General features: G+C 72.4%; 25 protein-coding genes and 1 riboswitch. Of the genes, 13 read left to right on the top strand and 12 right to left on the bottom strand.

Annotation, left to right across the window (positions count from 1 at the left end; genetic code table 11):
• Positions 1–15: 15 nt before the first annotated feature.
• From ACZ4MU_RS11640 to ACZ4MU_RS11650, 3 genes are all read left to right on the top strand, one after another.
• A complete protein-coding gene (locus ACZ4MU_RS11640) occupies positions 16–621 on the top strand; it encodes a TetR/AcrR family transcriptional regulator (protein WP_467874210.1) in 606 nt (201 codons plus the stop codon).
• A 345-nt stretch (positions 622–966) separates the two neighbouring features.
• The gene (locus ACZ4MU_RS11645) at positions 967–1,584 is read left to right on the top strand and encodes a DUF4126 domain-containing protein (RefSeq protein WP_467874213.1); all 618 of its coding nucleotides are present in this window, start codon (positions 967–969) and stop codon (positions 1,582–1,584) included.
• A 54-nt stretch (positions 1,585–1,638) separates the two neighbouring features.
• On the top strand, positions 1,639–3,153 hold the full coding sequence (locus ACZ4MU_RS11650; protein ID WP_467874216.1) for a phytoene desaturase family protein: 1,515 nt from the start codon (positions 1,639–1,641) through the stop codon (positions 3,151–3,153).
• A 42-nt stretch (positions 3,154–3,195) separates the two neighbouring features.
• On the opposite strand, the gene ACZ4MU_RS11655 is transcribed toward ACZ4MU_RS11650, so the two are convergent.
• The 5 genes from ACZ4MU_RS11655 to ACZ4MU_RS11675 form a co-directional block, all read right to left on the bottom strand.
• Entirely contained in the window at positions 3,196–4,062 is an 867-nt protein-coding gene (locus tag ACZ4MU_RS11655; protein WP_467874219.1) for a hypothetical protein, read from the bottom strand.
• A gap of 70 nt (positions 4,063–4,132) precedes the next feature.
• Complete coding sequence (gene metF, locus ACZ4MU_RS11660; protein ID WP_467874222.1) at positions 4,133–5,050, bottom strand: methylenetetrahydrofolate reductase [NAD(P)H]; 918 nt, start codon at positions 5,048–5,050, stop codon at positions 4,133–4,135.
• Positions 5,051–5,146: 96 nt separating this feature from the next.
• Entirely contained in the window at positions 5,147–5,803 is a 657-nt protein-coding gene (gene thiE, locus ACZ4MU_RS11665; RefSeq protein ID WP_467874225.1) for a thiamine phosphate synthase, read from the bottom strand.
• A 73-nt stretch (positions 5,804–5,876) separates the two neighbouring features.
• Positions 5,877–6,242 (bottom strand): Rv2175c family DNA-binding protein, encoded by a 366-nt coding sequence (locus ACZ4MU_RS11670; protein WP_467874228.1) that lies wholly within the window; start codon positions 6,240–6,242, stop codon positions 5,877–5,879.
• Between the two features lie 43 nt (positions 6,243–6,285).
• Positions 6,286–7,449, bottom strand: coding sequence for an NAD(P)/FAD-dependent oxidoreductase (locus ACZ4MU_RS11675; RefSeq protein ID WP_467874641.1), 1,164 nt, complete (start codon positions 7,447–7,449; stop codon positions 6,286–6,288).
• A gap of 196 nt (positions 7,450–7,645) precedes the next feature.
• Positions 7,646–7,759: riboswitch (TPP riboswitch) on the top strand.
• Between ACZ4MU_RS11675 and thiO the strand changes: the two genes are divergently transcribed.
• The 6 genes from thiO to ACZ4MU_RS11705 all read left to right on the top strand — a co-directional run bounded on the left by thiO (position 7,757) and on the right by ACZ4MU_RS11705 (position 13,937).
• Positions 7,757–8,953, top strand: coding sequence for a glycine oxidase ThiO (gene thiO / locus ACZ4MU_RS11680; protein ID WP_467874231.1), 1,197 nt, complete (start codon positions 7,757–7,759; stop codon positions 8,951–8,953). Its footprint overlaps the riboswitch before it by 3 nt.
• Positions 8,950–9,165, top strand: coding sequence for a sulfur carrier protein ThiS (thiS, locus tag ACZ4MU_RS11685; protein ID WP_467874233.1), 216 nt, complete (start codon positions 8,950–8,952; stop codon positions 9,163–9,165). Before thiO ends, thiS begins: the two co-directional genes overlap by 4 nt.
• Position 9,166: 1 nt before the next feature.
• Positions 9,167–9,961, top strand: a complete 795-nt coding sequence (locus ACZ4MU_RS11690; RefSeq protein ID WP_467874236.1) for a thiazole synthase — start codon at positions 9,167–9,169, stop codon at positions 9,959–9,961.
• 444 nt (positions 9,962–10,405) lie between these two features.
• Complete coding sequence (gene pknB / locus ACZ4MU_RS11695) at positions 10,406–12,406, top strand: Stk1 family PASTA domain-containing Ser/Thr kinase (RefSeq protein ID WP_467874238.1); 2,001 nt, start codon at positions 10,406–10,408, stop codon at positions 12,404–12,406.
• A gap of 8 nt (positions 12,407–12,414) precedes the next feature.
• Complete coding sequence (locus ACZ4MU_RS11700; RefSeq protein WP_467874241.1) at positions 12,415–13,275, top strand: deoxyribonuclease IV; 861 nt, start codon at positions 12,415–12,417, stop codon at positions 13,273–13,275.
• 89 nt (positions 13,276–13,364) lie between these two features.
• Complete coding sequence (locus ACZ4MU_RS11705; protein ID WP_467874243.1) at positions 13,365–13,937, top strand: DUF4396 domain-containing protein; 573 nt, start codon at positions 13,365–13,367, stop codon at positions 13,935–13,937.
• Positions 13,938–14,010: 73 nt separating this feature from the next.
• Here ACZ4MU_RS11705 and ACZ4MU_RS11710 read toward each other — a convergent pair whose 3' ends face one another.
• On the bottom strand, positions 14,011–14,643 hold the full coding sequence (locus tag ACZ4MU_RS11710; protein ID WP_358836181.1) for a sulfite oxidase-like oxidoreductase: 633 nt from the start codon (positions 14,641–14,643) through the stop codon (positions 14,011–14,013).
• Between the two features lie 154 nt (positions 14,644–14,797).
• On the opposite strand from ACZ4MU_RS11710, the gene bfr reads away from it, so the two are divergent.
• The gene (bfr, locus tag ACZ4MU_RS11715) at positions 14,798–15,277 is read left to right on the top strand and encodes a bacterioferritin (RefSeq protein WP_344075777.1); all 480 of its coding nucleotides are present in this window, start codon (positions 14,798–14,800) and stop codon (positions 15,275–15,277) included.
• 87 nt (positions 15,278–15,364) lie between these two features.
• Here bfr and ACZ4MU_RS11720 read toward each other — a convergent pair whose 3' ends face one another.
• Together ACZ4MU_RS11720 and ACZ4MU_RS11725 are read right to left on the bottom strand one after the other, a co-directional pair.
• Positions 15,365–15,604, bottom strand: a complete 240-nt coding sequence (locus ACZ4MU_RS11720) for a (2Fe-2S)-binding protein (protein WP_467874246.1) — start codon at positions 15,602–15,604, stop codon at positions 15,365–15,367.
• A 155-nt stretch (positions 15,605–15,759) separates the two neighbouring features.
• Positions 15,760–17,100, bottom strand: a complete 1,341-nt coding sequence (locus ACZ4MU_RS11725; RefSeq protein ID WP_467874249.1) for a class II 3-deoxy-7-phosphoheptulonate synthase — start codon at positions 17,098–17,100, stop codon at positions 15,760–15,762.
• 150 nt (positions 17,101–17,250) lie between these two features.
• Between ACZ4MU_RS11725 and ACZ4MU_RS11730 the strand changes: the two genes are divergently transcribed.
• The 3 genes from ACZ4MU_RS11730 to ACZ4MU_RS11740 all read left to right on the top strand — a co-directional run bounded on the left by ACZ4MU_RS11730 (position 17,251) and on the right by ACZ4MU_RS11740 (position 22,238).
• Positions 17,251–20,109 (top strand): N-acetylmuramoyl-L-alanine amidase, encoded by a 2,859-nt coding sequence (locus ACZ4MU_RS11730; RefSeq protein WP_467874251.1) that lies wholly within the window; start codon positions 17,251–17,253, stop codon positions 20,107–20,109.
• A 95-nt stretch (positions 20,110–20,204) separates the two neighbouring features.
• Positions 20,205–20,261: a trp operon leader peptide gene (locus ACZ4MU_RS11735; protein ID WP_467874643.1), complete on the top strand. Its 57-nt coding sequence runs from the start codon at positions 20,205–20,207 to the stop codon at positions 20,259–20,261.
• A 99-nt stretch (positions 20,262–20,360) separates the two neighbouring features.
• Entirely contained in the window at positions 20,361–22,238 is a 1,878-nt protein-coding gene (locus ACZ4MU_RS11740; protein WP_467874253.1) for an anthranilate synthase family protein, read from the top strand.
• A 330-nt stretch (positions 22,239–22,568) separates the two neighbouring features.
• Here the strand turns inward: ACZ4MU_RS11740 and ACZ4MU_RS11745 are convergent, their stop codons facing one another.
• The 4 genes from ACZ4MU_RS11745 to ACZ4MU_RS11760 form a co-directional block, all read right to left on the bottom strand.
• Complete coding sequence (locus ACZ4MU_RS11745) at positions 22,569–23,597, bottom strand: 6-phosphofructokinase (protein WP_467874254.1); 1,029 nt, start codon at positions 23,595–23,597, stop codon at positions 22,569–22,571.
• Between the two features lie 176 nt (positions 23,598–23,773).
• On the bottom strand, positions 23,774–24,445 hold the full coding sequence (locus tag ACZ4MU_RS11750) for a response regulator (protein WP_467874256.1): 672 nt from the start codon (positions 24,443–24,445) through the stop codon (positions 23,774–23,776).
• Positions 24,442–25,662, bottom strand: coding sequence for a MacS family sensor histidine kinase (gene macS, locus ACZ4MU_RS11755; protein ID WP_467874259.1), 1,221 nt, complete (start codon positions 25,660–25,662; stop codon positions 24,442–24,444). Before macS ends, ACZ4MU_RS11750 begins: the two co-directional genes overlap by 4 nt.
• Before the next feature lie 48 nt (positions 25,663–25,710).
• Positions 25,711–26,490, bottom strand: coding sequence for a lysophospholipid acyltransferase family protein (locus tag ACZ4MU_RS11760; RefSeq protein ID WP_467874261.1), 780 nt, complete (start codon positions 26,488–26,490; stop codon positions 25,711–25,713).
• Between the last annotated feature and the right edge of the window lie 71 nt (positions 26,491–26,561).

Consider the following 26,561-nt stretch of genomic DNA (forward strand, 5'->3'; position numbering starts at 1 on the left):
GTGAGAATCGACCGTATGGAGTCCAGCACCAGACGGCAGGCGACCCGGCAGAAGCTCTACGAGGCGGCGGTGACGCTCATCGCCGAGCAGGGGTTCTCGGCGACGACCGTCGACGAGATCGCGGAGCGGGCCGGTGTCGCCAAGGGCACCGTCTACTACAACTTCAAGAGCAAGACCGAGCTGTTCGAGGAGTTGCTGCGGCACGGGGTGGGGCTGCTCACCGCCTCGCTCCAGGAGGCCGCCGACGCCACCCACGCGCGCGGTGGCACCAGGGTTGAGGCGCTGGACGCCATGATCCGGGCCGGTCTGGAGTTCATCCACCGCTATCCGGCCTTCACCCAGCTGTACGTGGCGGAGCTGTGGCGCACCAACCGGGCCTGGCAGTCCACCTTGATGGTGGTGCGCCGGGAGGCGGTGGCCGTCGTCGAGACGGTGCTGCGCGAGGCCGTCGCCCAGGGCGAGCTGAGCGAGGAGATCGACATTCCGCTCACGGCGGCCGCGCTGGTCGGGATGGTGCTGGTGGCGGCGCTCGACTGGCAGGCGTTCCAGAGCGAGCGCTCCCTGGACGAGGTGCACGCGGCGCTGTCGCGGCTGCTGCACGGGAGGGTCAGCGGGCGCTGACCGCCGCCACGCGCGCGTGGACACACCGGTGCGGCGAGGCCCCGATCCCCCCTGGGCCTCGCCGCACCGGCGTATTTCTTTCGGAACACGTCCCCCGTACGTCGCTCTGGGCACTTCAGTACCCCCGTACCCCCCGTGCCCCGTTCGGTCGGGGGAGCCGCGCTCGTTCCGCCGCCCCGTGTCGGCGGTACGGGCGCGCCTGCCCCTTCCGTGTCCTCCACTCTTCCGTCCGCGCAGGTGGGACCCCATCCGCGCACCTACTCATCTCCTCTTCTGAGTACGGATACTCAGGCGTGTGTGCTCAACCCCAGCTGCACCGAGCCGGAACTGGTTACGATCACGTCCGTGTCCGTACTCCCCCTGGTGTTCACCAGCGGCTGGGCCAGCGGAATCAACGCGTACGCGGTGGTCCTGCTGCTCGGCGTCTTCGGCGCGACCGGAGTCACCGACGAGGTGCCCGACGCGCTCCAGCGCCCCGACGTCCTCATCGTCGCGGGGGTGCTCTTCCTCTGCGAGGCCGTCGCCGACAAGATCCCGTACGTCGACTCGGTCTGGGACTCCGTCCACACGGTGATCCGGCCGGCGGCGGGCGCGGTGGTGGGCGCGCTGCTGGCCGGGCAGAGCGGGTCGCTGCCGGATCTGGCGGCGGGCGCGATCGGCGGGTCCACGGCGCTGATGAGCCATCTGGTCAAGGCCGGGACGCGGATGGCGGTGAACACCTCTCCGGAGCCGTTCAGCAACATCGCGCTCAGCACCGCCGAGGACCTCGGCGTCGCCGGGATCATCAGTTTCGCGATCTTCCACCCGGTCGCCGCGGCCGTGATCGCGGGCACGCTGCTGGTGCTCGGAGTGGCGATACTGGCCTTCCTGTGGAGCCGGATCCGCCGCTTCCGGCGCCGCCGCGCCCAGCTCCGCGAGGAGCGGCGGCCGGCCGCGGCCCGAGAGGCCGGCCCGCCCCGGTGAGGCCGCCCGGCCCGGGCGGCGGCGTTGTCAGTGGCGGCCGATAAAGTCCCTGGCATGGCACGGATTGCGGTGATCGGCGCCGGGATGGGCGCCATGGCGGCTGCCGCCCGGCTGGCCGTGGCAGGCCACCGGGTGACGGTGTACGAGCGCACGTCGACGTACGGCGGGGCGCTGGGCAGGTTCGAGCGGGACGGGTTCGTGTTCGACACCGGCCCCGGTCTGCTGCGCCTGCCCGCGGTCTACCGCGACCTCTTCCTCAAGACCGGCAAGGAGCCGCTGGAGGACCGGGTCGCGCTCACACCGACCGACCCCGCCGCCCGCCACCTCTTCGCCGACGGCACGGACGTCTCGCTGCCCAACGCCTCGCGCGCGGGCGTCGTCTCCGCGCTGGACCGGGCGCTCGGCGCGGGCGCGGGCGAGACCTGGGGCGACTTCCTGGGCCGCGCGCGGGACGCCTGGGACCGCTCGCGGCGCCCGCTCCTGGAGGAGCCGCTCTGGCCCGACTGGCAGGTGCTGGCCCGCGACCCGTATCCGTCGCTCAAACAGCGCCGCCTGCTGCGCTCGCCGCGCCAGGCGTCCACCCTGGCGGAGGTCGGCTCCTGGGAGCTGGGCGACCCCCGCCTGGCCGCGCTCCTCGCGAGCTACGCGCTGGCGGAGGGCCTGGATCCGCGCACGGCCCCGGCCGCCGCCGCCCTGCTGCCCTATCTGGAACAGAGCTTCGGCAGTTGGTATGTCCGCGGCGGTATGCGGGAGCTGGCGCGCGCGGTGTACGAGCGGTGTCTGAAGCGGCGGGTCGCCTTCGTCTTCGACGCCGAGGTCACGGCAGTCGTCGAGAAGGACGGCCGCGCGGCGGGCGTGGAGCTGGCCTCGGGCGAGGTGGTCCAGGCGGACCAGGTGGTCCTCGCCGCCCAGCCGCGCCCGGGCGCGGGCCCGCTGCGCGGGCGCGAGCCGTGGCGGGACGGCGAGGTGCGCCCCGCGACCGACCCGGCCCCCGGACGGTTCACGGTGCTGCTCGCCCTGCGCGGGGGGCGCCCGGCCGACGCGGTGCACCGCACGGTCGTCCACTCCCCGGACCCGGCCGCCGAGGCGGAGGCCGTCTTCACCGCCCGCCGCCCCGCCGTGCCGCCGACGGTCACGGTGCTGCGCCCGGACGACCCGGCCACCCGCCCGGACGAGGCCCACGAGGCGATCACGCTGACCGCGACCGTGCCCCCGCAGGGTCCGGTCGACTGGACCGACGAGCGGACCCGCGAGGAGTACGCGGACACGCTGGTCCGGGCCGCCGGGGCAGCGGTGGCGGGACTGCGCGAGCGCGTCCTGTGGCGGGTGGTGCGCACTCCTGCGGACACCGAGGCCGAGACCGGCGCGGAGGGCGGCTCGGTCCCGGCGCCCTCGCTGGCCGGGGCCGGTGCCACCCGGCTCCACCCCGCCAACCGCACCTCGCTGCCGGGCCTGTATCTGGCGGGCGGCTGGGCCCACCCCGGTGGCGGGCTCGCCCACGCCGGGATGTCCGGAGCGCTGGTCAGCGGCCTGATCGTGGAGGGCGACGACTTCCGCGGCTCGCAGTGAGCGCCGTGGCCGGGGGGATCGCCGGGCCGTCCCGGCGATCACTCAATAGCGGTACGGCTGCTGGTCGTTGAGGTAACCGGATCCGGTGCCGCCGCCCGCCCCGTTGCCGTACTCCCCGCCGGACGGGTACGGCGCGGGCTGCTCCTCGGCGTACGGCTGGGGCTCGTTGTCGCGCTGCTGCGGCACCCAGACCCCGCCGGGCGGGGTGTCCATGCCGTAGTTCTGGGCGTAGGGGTCGGCGTAGGCCTGCTGGGGCGCGGCATAGCTGTCGTAGCTGCCGTAGCCCTGGGTGGTGCCGCTGCCGATGTACGGGTCGGAATAGGCGGCGTAGCTCTGCTGACCGGTGTCCGTGCCGTAGTCGTACTGGCCCGCGTAGGGATCGGCGAACTGCTGCTGCCCGGTGTCGAACCCGGCGTACTGCTGCTGGGCGCCCGCGGAGGCGCTCTCGCTGTAGACGCCGTACTGGCCGGTGTCGTCGGGCAGCGGCTGCGGCTCGTAGACGGACTCCCGGGCGGCGTCCGGGAGACCGGTGTCCTCGCCCGCCGGGGCGCCCTGCGGGGCGTCGCCGTCCTCGTACCGGACGTCGGAGGCCTGGAGCACCGGGTCGTTCAGCGGGGCCGCCCCGCCCTTGCGGCGACGGCGGCTGGCGCCCGGCCTGCCGCCGACCGCCCACCCCGTGGAGAAGCCCCGGCGGAAGGAGAGCGTCACACAGGTCTGGCCGACCCCGAAGGCCAGCGCGCCCAGGATGATCACGAACACCGACGGCAGGAGCACGCCCAGGACGACGCCCATGAAGCCCGCGAAGGCCAGCAGCCGCCAGCGCAGCCGCGCCTTGTACTGCAGGAGCACTTCGCCGAGCAGCCAGAGCGCGACGACGCCGAACGCGATGTAGAGGACCGCCCAGCCCATGTACGCCCCTCTCCAGGTGGCCGCCGCCCCCCTTGTCGGGACGGCCGGCCGGTACGCCAGATGCGACTGATCAGGGCTGCTGGTGCAGACCCAGATTCTCGTAGATCTCGAGTGTCGCCGTGGAGTTGTTGAGGGTAATGAAGTGCAACCCGGGTACGCCATCGGCGAGCAGCCGCGCGCAGAACTCCGTGGCGAACTCGATGCCAATGGAGCGTACAGCGGCCGGATCGTCCTTGACGGCGAGGATCCGCTCTTTCAGCTCGGGCGGGAACTCGGCGTTGCTGAGCTGGGGCAGCCGCTCCAGCTGCTTCACGCTGGTCACCGGCATGACCTCGGGGATGATCGGCGTCGTGCAGCCCGCCGCGGCGGCCTTGTCGCGCAGCCGCGCATAGCTCTCGGGCCGGAAGAACATCTGCGTGATGGCGTAGTCCGCGCCGGCCCGGCACTTGTCGACGAAGTGCCGTACGTCGGTGTCCCACGCGGTGGAGCGCGGGTGCATCTCGGGGAAGGCCGCGACACCCACGCAGAAGTCGCCGGACTCCTTGATGAGGCGGACCAGGTCCGCCGCGTAGGTGACGCCCTCGGGATGCTTGACCCAGTCCCCCATCGGGTCGCCCGGCGGGTCGCCGCGGACCGCGAGGATGTTGCGGATCCCGGCGTCCGCGTACTGGCCGATCATGTTGCGCAGCTCCGCCACCGAGTGGCCGACGGCCGTCAGATGGGCGACCGGGGTCAGCGTGGAGTCGGCGGCGATCTGCTCGGTGGCCTTGACCGTGCCGGAGCGGGTGGAGCCGCCCGCGCCGTAGGTCACGGAGACGAAGCTCGGGGCCACCGCCTCCACCCGGCGCAGCGCGTTCCAGAGGTTGCGCTCGCCCTTCTCGGTCTTGGGCGCCCAGAACTCGAACGAGTACGTCGTCTCACCGGTCGCGAGCATCTCGCGCACGGTGCGTGCGTGGTCCGTCCTGGTGGAAGCAGTGCCAAGGGCCATACCCGCAGGTTAGCCAGGCCCCGGCGGTCCCCCAACAAGACCGGGGTAAATTGTCCGTATCGTCGGACTCTTGTCCATCCCTCGGACAACCGGCCGCTAGCGGGCCGCCAGCCGTTCACGTATGCGCTCGGCCAGGTTCGCCGTCGCCTCGGCCGGGTCCTCGGCCTCGGTGATCGCGCGGACCACCACGATCCGCTCCGCGCCCGCGTCGAGCACTTCGTCGAGGTTGCCGGCGTCGATGCCGCCGATCGCGAACCAGGGACGCGCGGTGGCGAGCGAGGCCGTGTAGCGCACCAGGTCCAGGCCCGGGGCGTGGCGGCCGGGCTTGGTGGGGGTGGGCCAGCAGGGGCCCGTGCAGAAGTAGTCCACGCCCGGCTCGACGGCCGCCGCGAAGGCCTCCGCGTCGGCGTGCGTGGAGCGGCCGATCAGGACCTCGTCGCCCAGGATCGCCCGGGCGGCCGGGACCGGCAGATCGCCCTGGCCCAGGTGCAGCACGTCGGCGCCGATGGCGTGCGCCACGTCGGCCCGGTCGTTGACCGAGAGCAGCTTGCCGTGCCGGCGGCAGGCGTCGGCGAAGACGGCGAGGTGTTCCAGCTCCTCGGCGGCCTCCATGCCCTTGTCCCGCAGCTGGACGATGTCCACGCCCGAGGAGAGCACCGCGTCGAGGAAGGCGGGCAGATCGCCCTGGCGCCTGCGGGCGTCCGTGCAGAGGTACAGGCGGGCGTCGGCGAGCCGCTCACGGGCCGTGGGCATGAAGGTCCCCCGTGGGATGCGGTGGGGCGCGGACCGGGTGGGCCGGTCCGCGCCGCACCTGGTGGCGATCGGGTCAGACGGCGAGCGCCTGGGCGCGGCGCTTCACCTCCGTGCCGCGATTCTCGCTCAGGGCCTGCGCGGGGGTGCCGGGCAGGGTCGGGTCGGGGGTGAAGAGCCACTCCAGCATCTCCTGGTCGGAGTAGCCGTCGTCCCGCAGCAGCGTGAGGGTGCCGCTGAGGCCCTTCACGACCTTGTCGCCGTCGATGAAGGCGGCGGGCACCTGCAACGTCCTGTTCTCACCGCGGCGCACGGCGATGAGCTGGCCCTCCTTGACCAGCTGCCGCACCCGCGTCACCTCGACGTCGAGCATCTCCGCGATGTCGGGAAGGTGGAGCCAGGCCGGGACGAGTGCATCGGTTTTCGCGTCAATCTCGTTCACGGGACAAGCGTGCCATCCCCGACTGACACTCGGTAGCCAGAGGTCAGCCGACTGCCGCCTTGAGGGGGACGGACGGGTCGGCGGCGCGGGCCGGATCCAGCCTCGCACCTGCCTCGATGAGCTTGCGGCCCTGCGCCAGATCGCGCGGTCGGCCGACGGCCAGGAGGGCGACGAGGACCCCCTCGCGCAGCCAGCACACCGACCAGGCGGCGCCCGCCGGGTCGCCCCGCCACAGCAGCCGGTCGGCCCCGCCGTGGTGGCCGGCGTACTGGACGAACCTGCCGAACTGCTCGGACCAGAAGTACGGCACCGGGTCGTACGGCAGGACCGCCTCGCCGACGATGTCCGCGGCCACCGTGCGCGGCCCCTGGAGCGCGTTGTCCCAGTGGTGGATGAGCAGCCGCTCCCCGTACCGGGCCGAGGGGAAGGAGGCGCAGTCGCCGACCGCGTAGACGTCCGGCAGCGAGGTCCGCAGCCGGTCGTCGGCGGTGACAGCGCCCTCCGCCCCGCGCTCGATGCCGGTGCCCGCCAGCCAGGCGGTGGTGGGACGGGCGCCAATGCCGACGACGACCGCGTCGGCCGGCAACCGGCGGCCGTCCGTGAGGACCACGGCCCCGGGCTCGACCGTCGCCACGCGCGCGCGGGTGAGCAGTTCGGCGCCGCTCTCCGCGTACCAGGCGGCCATCGGCACGGTGACCTCGGCGGGCAGCGCGCCCGCGAGCGGGCGGTCGGCGGCCTCGACGACGGTGACCGCGCAGCCCGCCTCGCGCGCGGCCGTGGCGAACTCGGCGCCGATCCAGCCCGCCCCGACGACCACGACGCGCCGCTGCGCGCCGAGCACCGCGCGCAGCCGCCCGGCGTCTTCGAGGGTGCGCAGGAGGTGGACGTCCGCAAGGTCCTCGACGCCGGGCAGGGTGAGGGGTTCGGCGCCGGAGGCGATCACCAGCGCGTCGTACCGGACGGGTCCGGCCGCGGTGTCGACCTCGTGCTCACGCGCGCGTACGCCGGTGACCGGCTCGCCCAGGCGCAGCTCCACGCCGAGGCCCTCGAAGTCCACCTCGAAGGCCGAGCCCTCGGCCTTGCCGAGCAGCACCGCCTTGGAGAGCGGGGGCCGGTCGTAGGGCTGGTGGGGTTCGGCGCCGATGAGGGTGATCCGGCCGGGGAAGCCCTGTTCGCGCAGGGCCACCGCGGTCTGGACCCCGGCCATGCCCGCGCCGACGACCACCACGTGCCGCTGTTCCGCATGCGTCTGCTGTTCGCTCACCCGATCACCTTAAACATCTGACGAATCGTCAGACAGCCCGGCCCGGACGCCGCCTACTGCCGATGGGCCGCTGGGGTTAGTCTGGCCGACGTACCGTCCGCACCCCGGAGCCCCGGCCCCGGGACGCGCGGCGGCACCACAACCATCTCGCGGGAGCCCGGACGCACCGGGCTGAGAGGGAGGCTGCTGCGGCCTCCGACCGTACGAACCTGATCCGGGTCATGCCGGCGAAGGGAGGGGCTGGACGCCCATGCATTCATCCCGAAAAGGGGCAGTTCCCCACGGGTCGGACGTGCTGGTGATCGGTGGCGGCGTCATCGGCCTCGTCACGGCCTGGCGGGCGGCGCGGCAGGGCCTGCGCACCGCGCTCGCCGACCCCGCGCCCGGCGGCGGCGCCGCCCAGGTGGCGGCCGGCATGCTCGCCGCCGTCACCGAGCTCCACTACGGCGAGGAGACCCTCCTCGGCCTCAACCTCGCCTCCGCCCGGCGCTACCCGGACTTCGTGGCCGAGCTGGAGGAGGCGAGCGGGCTCAGCACCGGCTACCGCGCCTGCGGCACCCTCGCGGTCGCCCTGGACGCCGACGACCGCGCCCATCTGCGCGAGCTGCACACGCTCCAGCAGCGCCTCGGACTCGACTCCCAGTGGCTCACCGGGCGCGAGTGCCGCCGACTGGAGCCGATGCTGGCGCCCGGGGTGCGCGGCGGGCTGCGGGTCGACGGCGACCACCAGATCGACCCGCGACGGCTCGCCGGCGCCCTTCTCGCGGCCTGCGAGCGGGCCGGGGTGGAGTTCCACCACGGCTGGGCCGAACGGCTCTCGGTGGTCCGCGGGCGGGCCGCCGGGGCCGTCCTCGCCGACGGCACCGGGCTCGCCGCCGACCAGGTCGTCCTCGCGGGCGGCAGTCTCAGCGCCCGGCTCGCCGGGGTCCCGGACGAGGTGCGCCCTCCCGTACGCCCGGTCAAGGGCCAGGTGCTGCGGCTGACCGTACCGCCCGCGTACGCCCCGTTCCTGTCCCGCACGGTCCGCGCGGTGGTCCGCGGCAGCCACGTCTACCTGGTGCCGCGCGCCGACGGCGAACTCGTCGTCGGCGCCACCAGCGAGGAGCTGGGCTGGGACACCACGGTCACCGCGGGCGGCGTCTACGAACTGCTGCGCGACGCGCACGAGCTGGTGCCCGGCATCACCGAACTGCCGCTCACCGAGACGCGCGCGGGACTGCGCCCCGGCTCCCCCGACAACGCGCCGCTGCTCGGCCCGACCGCGCTGCCCGGGCTGCACCTGGCCACCGGCCACTACCGCAACGGGGTGCTGCTCACCCCCGTCACCGGCGACGCCCTGGCGCACGCGCTGGCCACCGGCGAGCTGCCCGCCGAGGCGCGCCCCTTCACCCCCGGCCGTTTCACCTCCGCCCCGGCGGAGTCCGTACCGCAGGAGCTGACCGTATGACCGCCTCCTTGACGACCGTCTCCGTGAACGGCGAGGCACGCGACCTCGCCGCCGGCACCACTCTCGACGTCCTCGTCGCCACCCTGACGCCCGCGTCCGCCGGGGTCGCCGCCGCCGTCAACGAGACGGTGGTGCCGCGCGGCCGGTGGGCCGCGACCACGCTCGGCGACGGCGACCGCGTCGAGGTCCTGACCGCCGTGCAGGGGGGCTGACATGGCCGACGACCTGTTCACCCTGGGCGGTACGACCTTCACCTCGCGGCTGATCATGGGCACCGGCGGGGCGCCGAGCCTGGACGTCCTGGAGCGCTCGCTCGCCGCCTCCGGCACGGAGCTGACGACCGTCGCCATGCGCCGCCTCGACCCGACCGTGCAGGGCTCGGTCCTGTCCGTCCTGGAGAAGCTCGGCATCTCCGTGCTGCCCAACACGGCGGGCTGCTTCACGGCGGGGGAGGCCGTGCTCACCGCCCGCCTCGCGCGCGAGGCGCTCGGCACGGACTGGGTGAAGCTGGAGGTGGTCGCCGACGAGCGCACCCTGCTGCCCGATCCGGTCGAGCTGCTCGACGCGGCGGAGGTGCTGGTCGACGACGGTTTCACGGTGCTGCCGTACACCAGCGACGACCCGGTGCTCGCCCGGCGGCTGGAGGACGTGGGGTGCGCGGCGATCATGCCGCTCGGCTCCCCCATCGGCTCCGGCCTCGGCATCCGCAACCCGCACAACTTCGAGCTGATCGTGGACCGCGCCACCGTCCCGGTCATCCTGGACGCGGGCGCGGGCACGGCATCCGACGCGGCGCTCGCCATGGAGCTGGGGTGCTCGGCGGTGATGCTCGCCTCGGCGGTCACGCGCGCGCAGGAGCCGGTGCTGATGGCGGAGGGGATGCGGTACGCCGTGGAGGCGGGACGCCTGGCGTACCGGGCGGGCCGCATCCCCCGCCGCCACTTCGCCGAGGCGTCGTCCCCCCGGGAGGGCCGAGCAACCCTGGACCCGGAACGCCCGGCCTTCTGAGCGCTATCTTCTGCGGGCCGGTGGGGGCTGCGGGGCACGTGGGGTGCGCTCTCATCTGCGGGCCGGTGGGGGTCGCGGGGCGGGTGGGGTGCGCTCTCATCTGTGGGCCGGTGGGGGTCGCGGGGCGGGTGGGGTGCGCTGTCACCTGCGGGCCGGTGGGGGCTGGTCGCGCAGTTCCCCGCGCCCCTAAGAGGGCCCTGCGGGCCCATAGGACGTCCGCCCGCACCCGAAGACGCACCTCGGCCCCATCAGGGGCGCGGGGAACTGCGCGAGCAACCACCGACCACCCGCACACAAAGACCCACAACCACCCACCACCCGCAGACGAAAGGCAGCCCAGGACCGGCCCCAGGCCCACCCCCCACGTCACAGCTCCGCTTCAGTCCCGCCCCCGCCCCACCCGGGACGGCAGGCGTGTCCGAGGCCGCTCGTAGACTCTGCTGCGTGGATACGACCCTTCAGGACCCGCTCGTCGGGCAGGTGCTCGACAGCCGCTACCGCGTCGAGGCGCGCATCGCCGTCGGCGGTATGGCCACGGTCTACCGGGCCGTCGACACCCGGCTCGACCGGGTGCTCGCCCTCAAGGTGATGCACCCGGCCCTCGCCGCCGACGGCTCGTTCGTGGAGCGGTTCATCCGCGAGGCCAAGTCCGTCGCCCGGCTCGCCCACCCCAACGTGGTCGGCGTCTTCGACCAGGGCACCGACGGCGGATACGTCTACCTGGCGATGGAGTACGTGGCGGGCTGCACCCTGCGCGACGTGCTGCGCGAGCGCGGCGCCCTCCAGCCCCGCGCCGCCCTCGACATCCTGGAGCCGGTCCTGGCGGCCCTCGGCGCGGCCCACCGCGCCGGGTTCGTCCACCGGGACATGAAGCCGGAGAACGTGCTGATAGGAGACGACGGCCGGGTCAAGGTCGCCGACTTCGGCCTGGTCAGGGCGGTGGACGCGGTCACCAGCACCACTGGAAGCGTCCTGGGCACCGTCTCCTACCTCGCCCCCGAGCAGATCGAGCACGGGACCGCGGACACCCGTGCCGACGTCTACGCGTGCGGTGTCGTGCTCTACGAGATGCTCACCGGCGCCAAACCGCACTCCGGCGAGAACGCCGCCCAGATCCTCTACGCCCACCTCCACGAGGGCGTGCCCGCCCCGTCCGCCGCCGTGCCCGGCCTCGCCCCGGAGCTGGACGAGCTGGTGGCCTCGGCCACCGCCCGCCACCCCGACGCGCGGCCGTACGACGCGGTGGGCCTGCTCGCGCAGACCCACGCGGCCCGTGCCGCGCTCACCGACGAGCAGCTGGACGCGGAGCCCCCGCAGGCCCTGCCGACGGCCCGGACCACCGGCTCCGAAGACCGTACGAGCGTCATACCGCGCGCGGCCGCCACTCCGCCCCGGGGCACCGCGCCCCGAAGCGCCGCGGGCGCCGCGCCCGTCGCGGGCGCCGCCCCCCTCCCGGCCGAGCAGGACCACGTCAACCGCACCAGCCGGCTCACCATGCCCCCGCCCGGTCCCGCCCCGGCACGCGCGCGCGGCGCCCGGACCCGGCTCGTGCTGAACGGCCGGCGCGGACTGGTCGCCGTGATCGCCGCCGTGTTGCTGCTCCTGGGCGTCGGCGCCGGGGTCTGGTACATCAACTCCGGCCAGTTCACCCACGTCCCCGCCGTCATCGGGCAGAGCGAGAGCGCCGCCAAGAAGCGGCTGGAGGACGCGGGCCTGTCGGTGAGGAAGGTCGAGCGCCGCCACAGCGACACCGTCAAGCGCGGCACGGTGATCGAGACGGACCCGGAGACGGGCGCGCGCGTGCGCGGCAACGCCTCGGTGACCGTCGTCCTCTCCAGCGGGCCCGAGATGGTCAAGGTCCCGGACGTCGACGGCAAGTCCCTGGACGACGCCAAGAAGGCCCTGACCGACGCGGGGCTCACCCCGGGCGCGGTCACCGAGGAGTTCGACGAGGACACCGACCAGGGCTCGGTCGTCAGCACCGAACCGGCCGCCGGCGCCAAGCGCCGCGCGGACACCGCGGTCGCCCTCGTCGTCAGCAAGGGCGCCCCGATCGAGACCCCCGGCGTCGTCGGGGACTCGGTGGAGGACGCCACCTCCGCCCTGAAGGACGCGGGGCTGGAGGTGACCGTCGCACCCGAGAAGGTCAACTCGGCGCAGGAGGCGGGCAGCGTCGCCGCCCAGTCCGCGCCGGAGGGCTCCCGCCTCGCCAAGGGCGACACGGTCACGCTCACCGTCTCCAAGGGACCCCGGATGGTCACCGTGCCCAAGGTGACCGGCGAGAAGAGCGACGACGCCAGGAAGGACCTGGAGAAGGCGGGCTTCAAGGTCAAGGTCGACCACGGGTTCCCGTTCCTCAGCGACGAGATCGCCAGCCAGTCCGTCGAGGCCGGCTCCCAGGCGCCCGAGGGCTCCACCATCACCATCAAGACCAAGGGACTCTGAACCACCCCATGCGCAACCCCATCGGCGGCCACGTCCCCGTGGCCGGCGGCCTCGCCACGACCGGCCTCGCCTACGCGCGCGACATCGGCGCCGAGACCGTCCAGGTCTTCGTCGCCAACCCGCGCGGCTGGGCGACACCGCCCGGCAACCCCGCCCAGGACGAGAAGTTCCGCGCGGAGTGCGCCGCCGCGGGCATCTCCGCGTACGTCCACGCCCCGTATCTGATCAACTTCGGCTCGCACACCGAGGCGACCGCCGAGAGGTCGGTGGAGTCGCTGCGGCACTCACTGCGCCGGGGCCGTGAGATCGGCGCGCTCGGCGTGGTCGTGCACACCGGCTCGGCGACCGGCGGCAGGCCGCGCGCCGAGGCGCTGGCGCAGGTACGGGAGCGGCTGCTGCCGCTCCTGGACGAGCTCACCCACGACGACGACCCGTTCCTGCTGCTGGAGTCGACGGCGGGGCAGGGTGCCTCGCTGTGCTCGCGGACCTGGGACTTCGGCCCGTACTTCGAGGCGCTGGACGCCCACCCCCGGCTCGGCGTCTGCCTGGACACCTGCCACATCCACGCGGCCGGACACGACCTGGCCGCGCCCGGCGGGGCGGCTCAGACCCTGGACCTGCTGGTGGAGACCGTCGGCGCGGGGCGGCTGAAGCTGATCCACGCCAACGACTCCAAGGAGGGCGTCGACTCGCACCTGGACCGGCACGTGAACATCGGCGCGGGTCACATAGGCGCGGGGCCGTTCGGCGAGCTGCTGCGGCACCCGGCGACGGAGGGCGTACCGCTGGTCATCGAGACGCCCGGCGGGAAGGAGGGACAGGCGGCGGACGTGGCGCTGCTGAAGTCCCTGAGACCCGACAGCCCCTGAGGACCTGATCTTCCCTCTTGAGGAATACCCCTGGGGGGTATACCGTTCTTGTCATCGACAGGAACGGTCATCCGGCGTTGGGGGAAGTCATGCAGCACGAGGCGCACACGCACACCGAGCACGGCCACCACGAGCACGGCCACCACGAGCACCAGCAGCACGGCGACGCGCACGCCCAGCACGCCCAGCACGCCCACCACGCCCATCAGGGCCACGGCGGCGGCAAGGTCAGCTGGTCGATGGCCGCCCAGGCCACCCTGCACTGCCTCACCGGGTGCGCCATCGGCGAGGTGCTCGGCATGATCGTGGGCACCGCGCTGGGCTGGGGGAACATGCCGACGATGGTGCTGGCCATCGCCTTGGCCTTCTTCTTCGGCTACTCGCTCACCCTGCGCGGCATCACGCGCGCCGGGGTCGACTTCGGCACCGCGTTCAAGGTGGCCCTCGCCGCGGACACCCTCTCCATCGCCGTGATGGAGCTGATCGACAACGGGGTGATCGTCCTCTGGCCGTCCGCCATGGACGCGACGCTCTCGGACGTGCTGTTCTGGGGCTCGCTGGCGGTCTCCCTGGCGCTCGCCTTCGTGATCACCACACCGGTCAACAAGTGGATGATCGGGCGCGGCAAGGGCCACGCGGTGGTGCACCAGTACCACCACTGACCATCGCGGACACCCCACGCACCGCACGCACCGCACGTACTCCACGCAGCGCACACACACGCACACGCAGGAATCAGAGCTCGGGGCCGTCCCCGGGCTCTTCCTGGTACGAGTAGCGCTGCTCCCGCCAGGGGTCGCCGACGTTGTGGTAGCCCCGCTCCTCCCAGAAGCCCCGCCGGTCCGCCGTCATGTACTCGATGCCGCGGACCCACTTCGGGCCCTTCCAGGCGTACAGGTGCGGGACGACCAGCCGTACCGGGAAACCGTGCTCCGCGGTCAGCAGGTCACCGCCCTTGTGGGTGGCGAAGACCGTGCGGTCGGAGAGGAAGTCGGCGAGGCGCAGATTGGAGCTGAAGCCGTACTCGGCCCAGACCATCACATGGGTGACATCCGGGGCGGGCGGGGCGAGTTCGGCGACCGTACGCGCGAGGACTCCGCCCCATTCGGCCCCCAGCATCGAGAACTTCGTGACACAGTGAAGATCCGCGACGACGGTGGCGAAGGGCAGGGCCGTGAACTCCTCGTGGTTCCAGCAGTGCTTGTCGCCGTCGGCGGTGGCCCCGAAGACCCGGAACTCCCACCGCTCCGGCTTGAACCGGGGCACCGGACCGTAGTGGGTGACCGGCCAGCCGCGCTGGAGCCGCTGCCCCGGGGGAAGCTCCGACTGCGCTGCTCCCCGTTGCTCCGGGCGTTCCGGCTGACCCATGCCTCCATGGTGACAGACGGCGAGGGGTGGTCATGACCAGCGGCGCCCCGATTCGGGCAACTCCTACTAAGCGTGCACTTACTGGACGCTCCTCGTACGCGATGCGAGGATGCGCGCGAATCTGCCCCTCACCCGTGTGGAAGGAGCCTCTGCGATGCAGGGCGACCCCGAGGTCATCGAGTTCCTGAACGAGCAGCTCACCGCCGAGCTCACCGCGATCAACCAGTACTTCCTGCACGCGAAGATGCAGGAGAACTTCGGCTGGACGAAGCTCGCCAAGTACACGCGCCACGAGTCGTTCGACGAGATGAAGCACGCGGAGGTGCTGACCGACCGGATCCTGTTCCTGGACGGGCTGCCCAACTACCAGCGGCTCTTCCACGTCCGGATCGGGCAGACGGTCACCGAGATGTTCCAGGCGGACCGGCAGGTGGAGGTCGAGGCGATCGACCGTCTCAAGCGCGGGATCGAGGTCATGCGGGCCAAGGGGGACATCACCTCGGCGAACATCTTCGAGTCGATCCTGGCGGACGAGGAGCACCACATCGACTACCTCGACACCCAGCTCGAACTGGTCGAGAAGCTCGGTGAGGCGCTGTACATCGCGCAGCTGATCGAGCAGCCGGAGAGCTAGCCGACTCGTCGGGCGGCCGGGGAGAACCGGTGCCGCCGGGGACTGGGGCCGCCGGGAAGCCGGTGCCGTCAGGGAGCGGGTGCGGCCCTAGGCCGCGTCGGCGAGCTCCTGGTCGGTGGCGAGCACCGCGCCCCTCTCGCCCTTCTCCATCAGCTCCCGGCGGGGGCAGGCGCCGCGGCCCAGCAGACCCTGGATGGTGCGCACACAGGAGCCGCAGTCCGTGCCCGCCTTGGTAACCGAGGCGATCTGGCGCGGGGTGCAGGCGCCGGCGGCCGCGTGCTGCTCGACCTGCTTGTCGGTGATGCCGAAGCAAGAGCAGACGTACACGCGGGTTCACCTCCCTGGCAGGAACGGTCCGGCAGCCATCCCCTGTTCGGTGAGGCTTACCTAACCGTACCTGCTGTCCCGGAGGACGAAAAGCCCCGGATACGCCCGTGGGGCGCGGATCACAGATCCGCGCCCCACGTCTCGTAGAAAGCTCCTCACTGATCGCGGTACATCTCCGCGACCAGGAACGCCAGGTCCAGCGACTGGCTGCGGTTCAGGCGCGGGTCGCAGGCCGTCTCGTACCGCTGGTGCAGGTCGTCGACGAAGATCTCGTCGCCGCCGCCCACGCACTCGGTGACGTCGTCGCCGGTGAGCTCGACGTGGATGCCGCCCGGGTGGGTGCCCAGGCCCTTGTGGACCTCGAAGAAGCCCTTGACCTCGTCGAGCACGTCGTCGAAGCGGCGGGTCTTGTGGCCGGAGGCCGCCTCGAAGGTGTTGCCGTGCATCGGGTCGGTGACCCAGGCGACGACCGCGCCGGAGGCGGTGACCTTCTCCACCAGCTCGGGCAGCTTGTCACGGACCTTGTCGGCGCCCATCCGGACGATGAAGGTCAGTCGGCCGGGCTCGCGGTCCGGGTCGAGCCGGTCCACGTAGGTGAGCGCCTCGTCGACCGAGGTCGTGGGGCCGAGCTTGATCCCGATCGGGTTGCTGATGCGGGAGGCGAACTCGATGTGCGCGTGGTCGAGCTGCCGGGTGCGCTCGCCGACCCAGACCATGTGGCCGGAGGTGTCGTAGAGCTTGCCGGTGCGCGAGTCGGTCCGGGTGAGCGCCGACTCGTAGTCGAGGAGCAGCGCCTCGTGCGAGGCGTAGAACTCGACGGCCTTGAACTCGGCCGGGTCGGTGCCGCACGCCTTCATGAAGTTGAGCGCGTTGTCGATCTCGCGGGCCAGCTGCTCGTAGCGCTGGCCGGACGGGGACTGCTTGACGAAGTCCTGGTTCCAGGCGTGCACCTGGCGCAGATCGGCGTAGCCGCCGGTGGTGAAGGCGCGGACCAGGTTCAGCGTGGAGGCGGACGCGTGGTACATCCGCTTCAGGCGCTCGGGGTCCGGAACGCGCGCGGCCTCGGTGAAGTCGAAGCCGTTGACCGAGTCCCCCCGGTAGGTGGGCAGGGTCACGCCGTCGCGGGTCTCGGTGCCCTTGGAGCGCGGCTTGGAGTACTGTCCGGCGATCCGGCCGACCTTGACGACGGGCACGGAGGCGGCGTACGTCAGCACGGCGCTCATCTGGAGGAGGGTCTTCAGCTTGGCCCTGATGTGATCGGCGGACACCCCGTCGAACGCCTCGGCGCAGTCACCGCCCTGGAGCAGGAACGCCTCGCCCTTGGCGACGGCCCCCATCCGGGCGCGCAGCTGGTCGCACTCGCCCGCGAAGACGAGCGGCGGATACGACTCGAGGTCCGCGATCACATCGCGCAGAGCCTCGGCATCGGGGTACTCGGGCTGCTGCGCCGCGGGAAGGTCACGCCAGGTGTTTACGTTCACGGTCACCCCCACCACCTTACGGGGTCGGCTCAGCCGTCCATACGCCCGCCCATCTGATGAGACACGCGGACGGCCGCCCGGTGACGGGGCCCGGCCGAGGGCCTGCTAGCCTCTGCGCGTTTCAGAAGTGCTTCAGAAATCAACAGAGCGATGCAGGGGTGGGCGTTGAAGCGGAGTCACCGCAGAGACCGCAAGAAGAAGCTGATCGCTTACGGGGTGAGCACGGCGGTCGTCGCCGGTGCGGCGATCACCGGTTTGGCGGTGGCCTCCCCCGGCCCCGCCACCGCGAACACCAGGCCGACCGGTCCGGCCACCGAGCTCCAGGCCCGGTTCGCCGACGCCGCCCGGGAGTTCCACGTGCCCCAGAGCGTGCTGATGGCGGTCTCGTACCGGCAGACGCTGTGGGAGAGCCACGGCGGGCAGCCGTCGACGACCGGCGCGTACAACGTCATGGGCCTGACCCGGGTGACGGCGGACGACATCGAGCAGCCGACGGACGCCGAGCGCCTGTCGCACCTCAACATGAGCGGCGACCCGGCCGTCATGAAGCACTTCGACGCCAAGCGCGCCCTGAAGAAGGCGCCGAAGGCCGTCGACACGAGCGACCCCCGGCTGCACACGCTGGACGAGGCCGCCGAGCTGATCGACAAGCCGGTGGACGCGGTCCGCGAGGACGCGAACCAGTCCGTCCGCGCGGGCGCCGCACTGCTCGCGAAGTACCAGAAGGACGCGACGGGCTCGCTGCCCGAGGACGCGGGCCACTGGTACGCGGCCGTGGCCCGCTACAGCCAGGCGCCGGACACCAAGGGCGCGTCGCTGTTCGCGAAGCGGGTGTACGAGTCGATCCGGACCGGTGAGGCCCGTGTCACCGCCGACGGCCAGCAGCTCGCCCTGGCGGCCGACCCGTCGGTGAAGCCGGTCAGGCCGGAGACGCTGTCGCTGGCGGCGTTCACCGCGACGACGGCGCAGACGCCGGAGTGCCCGGCGGGGCTGAACTGCGACTTCCAGGGGGCGGCGTTCGCGCACAACCCGCCCGCCCCCGGCAAGCCGGACGACCCCACGGACTTCGGCAACTACAACGTCTCCAACCGTCCGGGCAACGGTGAGGACATCCGTTCCATCGTCATCCACGACACGGAGACCCCTTATTCCTCGGCGCTGAACACCTTCAAGAACTCGGCGACCTATGTGTCCGCCCACTATGTGATCCGGGCCTCGGACGGTCACGTCACGCAGATGGTGGCGACCAAGGACGAGGCCTGGCACGCGGGCAACAAGACGATGAACATGCACTCGATCGGCATCGAGCACGAGGGCTATGCCATCAAGGACAACGCCACGTGGTACACCGAGCCTCAGTACGAGTCCTCGGCCGCGCTGGTGAAGTACCTGGCGAACCGGTTCTCCATCCCGCTCGACCGTGAGCACATCGTCGGCCACGACGAGGTGCCGGGCGTTCTGGACCGCAATGTGAGGTCCCAGCACTGGGATCCGGGCCCGTACTGGGACTGGAACCACTACATGACCCTGGCCGGCGCGCCCAGCGGAGACCAGGGCGCGGGCGGCCCGCTCAAGGCGGGCCAGCTGGTCCGCGTGGTTCCGCCGTTCACCACGGCCAACCAGCCCACGGTGACGTACAACGGCAGCACCTACAGCCGTCCGGCGAACTTCGGCTACCTGTACGAGACGCCGTCCACGTCGGGCAAGCCCTTGGCCGACCCCTACCTCGGCAGCCAGACCGCGACCGAGGGCCCCAACTGGTCCAACAAGGTCGTCGCCGGCGGCAAGTACGTCGTCGCCGAGGCGCAGACCGACTGGACCGCCATCTGGTACGGCGGCCAAAAGGCCTGGTTCTACAACCCCGGCGGCAAGTTCACCGCACCCGTGGGCAAGACCGGCCAGCCGGTCCTGAAGGCCAAGGCCGGCGCGAGTTCCGTCCGGGTGTACGGGCGTGCCTATCCGGAGGATTCGGCCTATGCGGGGACCGGAGTCCCGGTCCAGGACGATGTCATCAACAACACCAAGAACTCCGACCCGCTCACGCTGTACACGGTTCCGGCCGGTCAGGCCTACGTGCAGGCAGGCCCGGCGCGGAACGGCGACTACTGGTACGCCGGGACGTTCGCCGGTACCGGCACCGCCGACCGGACGCTGGTAAAGGGCAATACGGCCTTCTACCCGATCCGGTACAACCACCGTCTGGCCTTTGTGAAGGCGGATGACGTCGAGCAGGCCACCAGCACCGCCCCCGACCCCGGCACCACCCGCTACAACCTGCTGGGCCGGGACTCCTCCGGCGTGCTGTGGCAGTACCAGGGCACCGGCAGCGCCTCGACGCCGTTCTACGGGCGGTACAAGGTCGGCGGCGGCTGGCAGGGGTACAACACCGTCTCCGCGATGACCGCGCTGCGCGCGGACGGCACCGGCGACATGGTGGCCCGCGACGGCACCGGCACGCTCTGGTACTACCAGGGCAGCGGCAACCCGGACGTGCCCTTCCAGGGGCGCCTCAAGGTCGGCGGCGGCTGGCAGACGTACAACTTCCTGACCGGTGCCCGTGACCTCAACGGTGACGGCAGGGCCGACCTGATCGCCCGCGACGGCACCGGCACGCTCTGGTACTACCAGGGCACCGGCACCCCGGCGGCGCCCTTCGCCGCGCGCGTGAAGATAGGCGGCGGCTGGCAGGGCTACAACGCGATGGTCTCGACCGGCGACCTCAACCGGGACGGCAGGGCCGATCTGGTGGCCCGGGACGGCTCCGGCGTGCTCTGGTACTACAAGGGCACCGGCACCCCGACCGCCCCGTACGCCCCGCGCGTCCAGGTCGGCGGCGGCTGGCAGGGCTACAACACCCTGCTCGGCCCGAGCGACCTGAACGGCGACGGCCTTCCGGACCTGGTGGCCCGGGACTCCTCGGGCGTGCTCTGGTACTACAAGGGCACGGGCAGCGCGACCGGCGCGCCGTTCGCCGCGCGGGTCCAGGTGGGCGGCGGCTGGCAGATGTTCAACCTGCTGGTCTGAGCAGAATCGATTCAGCAGGGCCCGTCCGCCCCTCGGATTCCGAGGGGCGGACGGGCCTTCGCGCATTCCGCGCCTCTTCCGCTAGGGTGCGGAGCATGTTCGCGCACTCGCACCAGAACTGGTGGTGGACCGCTCATCCGGCGGCCCACTGATCGCGCGTACTCCAGAGCACGCGAAAGGCCGCCCGAGGGGCGGCCTTTTCTCTTTCCCGCGGCCGTTCCTCCCTCCCTCCTTCCGGAAGGAACAACCCCATGCGCACCACGCCGCTGGAAAGACTCCTCGACGACGACTGCCCGCCCTTCGCGCTGATCCGGCGCCGTACGCCCGGCCGCGACCACGACGTGGTCGAGCTGCTCATCGGCGGCGTACGGGAGGTGGAGCGGCTCGCCGACATCCCGTGCGGTCCGCGGCCCTCACTCGCCCTGGTCCCGTTCCGGCAGATCCGCGAGCGCGGCTTCGACGTACGCGACGACGGCACTCCGCTGGCCGTCCTGGAGGCGGACGAGACGTACGAACTGCCGCTGGAGGAGGTCCTGGAGGCGCTGCCCCGGCACGAGGTGGCGGTCGAGGGCGGGTGCTTCGACGTCGGGGACGAGGAGTACGCCGGGATCGTGCGGCGGGTGATCGAGGACGAGATCGGGCAGGGCGAGGGCGCCAACTTCGTCATCCGGCGCACCTACACGGGCGAGATCCCCGGCTTCGGCCGGGCGGACGCGCTGGCGCTGTTCCGCCGGCTGCTGGCGGGCGAGCGGGGGGCGTACTGGACGTTCGTCGTCCACACCGGCGGGCGCACGCTCGTGGGGGCGAGCCCCGAGGTGCATGTGCGGATGGCGGGCGGGACGGTGGTCATGAACCCGATCAGCGGCACCTACCGCTACCCGGCGGCCGGCCCCACGGCCGAGGACCTGCTCGCCTTCCTCTCCGACGAGAAGGAGATCGACGAGCTCTCCATGGTCGTCGACGAGGAGCTGAAGATGATGTGCACGGTGGGCGACCGGGGCGGGGTGGTGGTCGGGCCCCGGCTCAAGGAGATGGCCCACCTGGCCCACACCGAGTACGAGTTGCGGGGCCGCAGCTCGCTGGACGCGCGCGAGGTGCTGCGCGAGACGATGTTCGCGGCGACGGTGACGGGGTCGCCGGTGCAGAACGCGTGCCGGGTGATCGAGCGGTACGAGGCGGGCGGGCGCGGCTACTACGCGGGCGCGCTCGCCTTGCTCGGACGGGACGCGAGCGGCGCCCAGACGCTCGACTCACCCATCCTGATCCGTACGGCCGACATCGCGGCGGACGGGCGGGTACGGGTGCCGATCGGGGCGACGCTGGTGCGCCACTCGGATCCGGCGGGCGAGGTGGCGGAGACGCACGCCAAGGCGGCGGGGGTGCTGGCGGCGCTGGGGGCGGCCCCGGGCCGGCCGGCCCCCGCCCGTCCGGCGCCCGCCCTGGGCGACGATCCGCGGGTGCGGGCGGCGCTGGACGCGCGGCGGGCGGACCTGGCGCCGTTCTGGCTGCGGATGCGGGAGCCCGTCCCGATGACGGGGGGCGAGGCGCTGGTGGTGGACGCCGAGGACACCTTCACCGCGATGCTGGCGCATCTGCTGAGGTCGTCGGGGCTGGGGGTGTCGGTGGTGCGGTACGACGCGGCCGGGCTGCGGGAGCGGGTGCTCGGGCACCGGGGGCCGGTGGTCCTGGGGCCCGGCCCCGGGGACCCCTCGGACGGGTCCGACGAGAAGATGCGTGTGCTGCGCCCGCTGGCGGCGGAGCTGCTGCGCTCCCATCGGCACGGGCTGCTGGGGGTGTGCCTGGGGCACGAACTGATCGCGGCGGAGCTGGGGCTGCCGCTGGTGCGCAAGCGGGTGCCGTACCAGGGGGCGCAGGTGCGGATCGACCTCTTCGGGCGTGCGGAGCGGGTCGGGTTCTACAACAGCTTCACGGCGCGGTGCGGGGAGGGGGAGGCTGTGGCGCTGGCCGGGCGGGGGGTGGAGGTGAGTCGGGACGTGGTGTCGGGGGAGGTGCATGCCCTGCGGGGGCCCGGGTTCGCAGGGGTGCAGTTTCATCCGGAGTCGGTGTTGACTTTGCGGGGGGTGGGGGTTGTGGGGGAGTTGGTGCGGGGGGTTTCGTCCCGGGTGTGAGTTGCCCCTCCCCGCCCCTTCCCTCAACCCTCCGGGGGTGGGGGCGGGTGGCTGTCCGGGGGCTGTGCCCCCGGGCCCCGGGGGCACAGCCCCCGGGTGGGGTTGCGTCGGGTTTGGGTGCGGGTTGGTGGGGGGGCTGGTCGCGCAGTTCCCCACGCCCCTGAAAGGCTTGGGCCTGCGGCCCTCATCCCCCTGTTCGTCTGCGGGCCCGTGGGGGCTGAGCGCGCCGTTCCCCGCGCCCCTGTGAGGGCGGGGCCTGCGGCCCCTGCCCTCTTGGCCCCTTGGCCCCCTGGCCCCCTGGCCCCCGGAGGGGGTACCCGCTTGTCGGGGTCAGCCGAAGAAGACTTCCGCCTCCGCGTAGAGTTCCGGGTTCACCGTCTTCAGGCGGGACGTCGCCTGGGCGATGGGTACGCGGACGATCGCCGTGCCCTGGAGGGCCACCATCTTGCCGAAGTCGCCGTCCCGGACCGCCTCGATCGCGTGCAGGCCGAACCTCGTGGCCAGCCAGCGGTCGAAGGCGCTGGGGGTGCCGCCGCGCTGGACGTGGCCCAGGACCGTCGTCCTGGCCTCCTTGCCCGTGCGCTTCTCGATCTCCTTGGCCAGCCACTCCCCGACGCCCGAGAGCCGCACATGGCCGAAGGAGTCCAGCGTCTGGTCCTTGAGGACCATGTCGCCATCCTTCGGCATCGCCCCCTCCGCGACCACCACGATCGGCGCGTACGACGCCTTGAAGCGGGAGGTGATCCAGCCGCAGACCCGGTCGACGTCGAAGCGCTGCTCGGGGATGAGGATGACGTTGGCGCCGCCCGCCAGGCCCGAGTGGAGGGCGATCCAGCCCGCGTGGCGGCCCATCACCTCGACGACCAGGACCCGCATGTGGGACTCGGCGGTGGTGTGGAGGCGGTCGATGGCCTCCGTCGCGATGCCGACCGCCGTGTCGAAGCCGAAGGTGTAGTCCGTGGCGGAGAGGTCGTTGTCGATGGTCTTCGGCACGCCGACGCACTTCACGCCGTACTCGTCGCTGAGCCGGGCCGCCACCCCCAGGGTGTCCTCGCCGCCGATCGCGATCATCGCGTCGACCTCGTGCTTGGCGAGGTTCTCCTTGATGCGGCGCACCCCGTCCTCGGCCTTGAGCGGGTTGGTGCGCGAGGAGCCGAGGATGGTGCCTCCCCGGGGCAGGATGCCGCGCACGGCGGGGATGTCCAGCTTGACCGTGTCCCCCTCCAGCGGGCCGCGCCAGCCGTCCTTGAACCCTACGAAGTCAAAGCCGTACTCCTGCACGCCCTTGCGGACGACACCCCGGATGACGGCGTTGAGCCCGGGGCAGTCACCGCCTCCGGTCAGTACTCCGACCCGCATGGAATTGTCCCTTCGCCGTGACGGACGCATGGGAGGCCCCGAAGGCCTCTACGGTCACGCTAAGGGTGACGCAGGTCACCCCGGGATGGGGCGAAAGGTCAATTCCTTGAATTCTGGGGGCCGTTGACGATTGGTCATTCACCCGTACGAGCGGAGCACGTCCACGCGCGCGTGGCTCACACCTCGTCGAGGCCCTGCTCTATCGCGTACCGCACGAGCTCGACGCGGTTGTGGAGCTGGAGCTTGCCCAGGGTGTTCTGGACGTGGTTCTGGACGGTGCGGTGCGAGATGACCAGGCGCTCGGCGATCTGCTTGTACGACAGGCCCTTGGCCACCAGGCGCAGCACCTCGGTCTCGCGCTCGGTGAGCTGCGGGGCCTTCGGCTCGTCGGCGGCGGCGGGCGCCGGGTCCGAGGCCAGGCGGCGGTACTCGCCGAGGACCAGACCGGCCAGGCCCGGGGTGAACACCGGGTCGCCGACTGCGGTGCGGCGCACGGCGTCGGTGAGCTCCTCGGTGCTCGCGGACTTCAGCAGATAGCCGGTGGCCCCGGACTTCACGGCCTCCAGGACGTCCGCGTGCTCCCCGGAGGCGGACAGGACCAGGACCCTGAGCGCCGGATTGGCGCCGACCAGCTCCTTGCAGACCTGGACGCCCGGCATCCCGGGCAGATTGAGGTCCAGGACCAGTACGTCGGGCGTGACCGCCTGGGCGCGGCGGACCGCCTGCGGGCCGTCCCCGGCGGTGGCCACCACGTCGAACCCGGCCGCCGCCAGGTCGCGCGCCACCGCGTCGCGCCACATCGGGTGGTCGTCGACCACCATGACCTTCACCGTCGTCAGCTCACTCATGCCTTCGCCTTCCCCCGTGGAACCTTCAGCTCTACTTCCGTCCCCTGGCCCGGCACCGAGATCAGCTCGGCGGTGCCGCCCAGGTCCCGCAGCCGGCCGCGGATCGAGAGGGCGACGCCCAGGCGCCCCTCCCCCTCGGCCTGCGCGAGCCGGCCCTCCGGGATGCCGGGACCGTCGTCCCGGACCGTCACGATCACTTCGTCCCCCCAGTCCTCGACCAGGATCCAGGCCTGGGCCGACTCCCCCGCGTGTCTGCGGACATTGTCCAACGCGGCACTGACAGCGGCCGCGAGCTCCCGCGCCGCCGGGGGCGCGAGCAGCACCGGAGCGCCCGGTTCCGCCAGCGAGACCCGTGATCCGGCGTGCGGGGCGAGCAGGGCGCGCAGATCCACCTCGGCGTCCTCGGCCCCGGGCCGCGCCTCGGTCTCGTCGTCCTCGACCGTACGGACCAGGGCGCCGAGCGCCGGGTCCTCGGACGCGCGCGTGGTGGGCACCAGACCGCTGGAGACCAGGGTCCGCAGGGCCACCTCCTGCTCCCCCGCCATCCGGCCGAGCTCCGCCGCCTCGCCGCCGAGGGCGGTGCCGCGCCGCTGCACCATGGCGAGGACCTGGAGCACGCTGTCGTGGATGTCGCGGGCCAGCCGCTCCCGCTCCCGGGTCGCCGCCTCGATCTCCAGGGCGCGGGCGAGGGTGGCCTCACTCGCGCGGGCGACCTCCACCACGTACCCGATGGCGATGGACGCGACCCACACGAGCAGCACGTTGTGGAGCGTGTCCCGGGTGGGGGTGCCGCGCTCGACCAGGTTGGCGGCGGCGACCAGCGAGGAGGCGAAGGCGGCCCAGCGCCAGCCGCCCTTGATCGCGAACGCGAGCACCGAGCCCGCCGTCCATATGGTGGGCAGCGTCGGGCCGTTCACCGACTGGGCGTCGGTGTCCGCCAGCGGGGTCAGCAGGATGCCGGTGAGCGCGATCGTCAGGTCCACGCCAAGGAACCGCTTGGTGCAGCTCGCCGCGTTCGCCACCCGCGGCACCGTCGCCAGCGTCCACACCGCCAGCACCGAAAGGAAGGCCACGGCCACCCAGGCGCGCTCGAAGTGCCGGTACTCGGAGACGAAGACCAGCACCGCGTAGAGCATCGTCAGGACGCGGTACGCGGTGAGCGCACGCCACAGCGGCAGCTCTACGGACATCCTGATGACGCGCTCGCGCTTCGCCATGCTCCCCCACCCCTGAAACGAACGGTCGCGGCCTGCCGGGCGGCCCGCTCAGTCGCCGGGTCGCTCCGCGCGCTTGGCCTGCTCGGCCTCCCGGGCCTTCTCGGCCCGCTCGGCCGCCTTCTCCTCGTCGGCCTTCCGCTTGGCCTCGTCCGCGATCTGGCGCTTGGCGGCGGTCGCGTAGACGTCCACGTACTCCTGGCCGGACAGCTTCATGATCTCGTACATGACCTCGTCGGTCACCGAGCGCAGGATGAAGCGGTCGCCCTCCATGCCGTGGTAGCGGCTGAAGTCGAGCGGCTTGCCGATGCGGATGCCCGGGCGCATCAGCTTGGGCATGACCTTCCCCGGCGGCTGGATCTTCTCGGTGTCGATCATCGCGACCGGGATCACCGGAGCGCCGGTGGCCAGCGCCACGCGCGCGAGGCCGCCGGGCTTGCCCCGGTAGAGGCGTCCGTCGGGCGAGCGGGTGCCCTCCGGGTAGATCCCGAACAGCTCACCGCGCTCCAGTACCTCGATGCCGCTCCTGATGGCCGCCTCACCCGCGCCGCGCGCGCCGGAGCGGTCCACCGGGAGCTGGCCGACGCCCTTGAAGAAGGCGGCCGTCAGCCTGCCCTTGACCCCCGGCGAGGTGAAGTACTCCGCCTTGGCGATGAACGTCACCTTGCGGTCGAGGACCGCCGGCAGGAAGAAGGAGTCCGAGAAGGAGAGGTGGTTGCTGGCGAGGATCGCCGGCCCCTCGGCGGGAATGTTGTCGAGGCCCTCCACCCAGGGCCGGAAGGCAAGCTTCAGCGACCCGCCGATGGAGAACTTCATAGCGCCGTAGATCAACTCGGATGCCTTCCCTCTGTCTGTCGAACAGACCTTAACCCGTACGGGACCCGCCCTCCCGCGCGCGGGCC

The organism is Streptomyces sp. NPDC026377, from assembly GCF_055567715.1.

Coding starts and splice junctions, on each gene's coding strand:
- ACZ4MU_RS11640 (WP_467874210.1), top strand. CDS start 16: ATGGAGTCCAGCACCAGACGGCAGGCGACCCGGCAGAAGCTCTACGAG.
- ACZ4MU_RS11650 (WP_467874216.1), top strand. CDS start 1,639: ATGGCACGGATTGCGGTGATCGGCGCCGGGATGGGCGCCATGGCGGCT.
- ACZ4MU_RS11655 (WP_467874219.1), bottom strand. CDS start 4,062: ATGGGCTGGGCGGTCCTCTACATCGCGTTCGGCGTCGTCGCGCTCTGG.
- metF (WP_467874222.1), bottom strand. CDS start 5,050: ATGGCCCTTGGCACTGCTTCCACCAGGACGGACCACGCACGCACCGTG.
- thiE (WP_467874225.1), bottom strand. CDS start 5,803: ATGCCCACGGCCCGTGAGCGGCTCGCCGACGCCCGCCTGTACCTCTGC.
- ACZ4MU_RS11675 (WP_467874641.1), bottom strand. CDS start 7,449: ATGGCCGGGGTCCAGACCGCGGTGGCCCTGCGCGAACAGGGCTTCCCC.
- thiO (WP_467874231.1), top strand. CDS start 7,757: ATGCATTCATCCCGAAAAGGGGCAGTTCCCCACGGGTCGGACGTGCTG.
- thiS (WP_467874233.1), top strand. CDS start 8,950: ATGACCGCCTCCTTGACGACCGTCTCCGTGAACGGCGAGGCACGCGAC.
- ACZ4MU_RS11690 (WP_467874236.1), top strand. CDS start 9,167: ATGGCCGACGACCTGTTCACCCTGGGCGGTACGACCTTCACCTCGCGG.
- ACZ4MU_RS11700 (WP_467874241.1), top strand. CDS start 12,415: ATGCGCAACCCCATCGGCGGCCACGTCCCCGTGGCCGGCGGCCTCGCC.
- ACZ4MU_RS11705 (WP_467874243.1), top strand. CDS start 13,365: ATGCAGCACGAGGCGCACACGCACACCGAGCACGGCCACCACGAGCAC.
- ACZ4MU_RS11710 (WP_358836181.1), bottom strand. CDS start 14,643: ATGGGTCAGCCGGAACGCCCGGAGCAACGGGGAGCAGCGCAGTCGGAG.
- bfr (WP_344075777.1), top strand. CDS start 14,798: ATGCAGGGCGACCCCGAGGTCATCGAGTTCCTGAACGAGCAGCTCACC.
- ACZ4MU_RS11740 (WP_467874253.1), top strand. CDS start 20,361: ATGCGCACCACGCCGCTGGAAAGACTCCTCGACGACGACTGCCCGCCC.
- ACZ4MU_RS11745 (WP_467874254.1), bottom strand. CDS start 23,597: ATGCGGGTCGGAGTACTGACCGGAGGCGGTGACTGCCCCGGGCTCAAC.
- ACZ4MU_RS11750 (WP_467874256.1), bottom strand. CDS start 24,445: ATGAGTGAGCTGACGACGGTGAAGGTCATGGTGGTCGACGACCACCCG.
- macS (WP_467874259.1), bottom strand. CDS start 25,662: ATGGCGAAGCGCGAGCGCGTCATCAGGATGTCCGTAGAGCTGCCGCTG.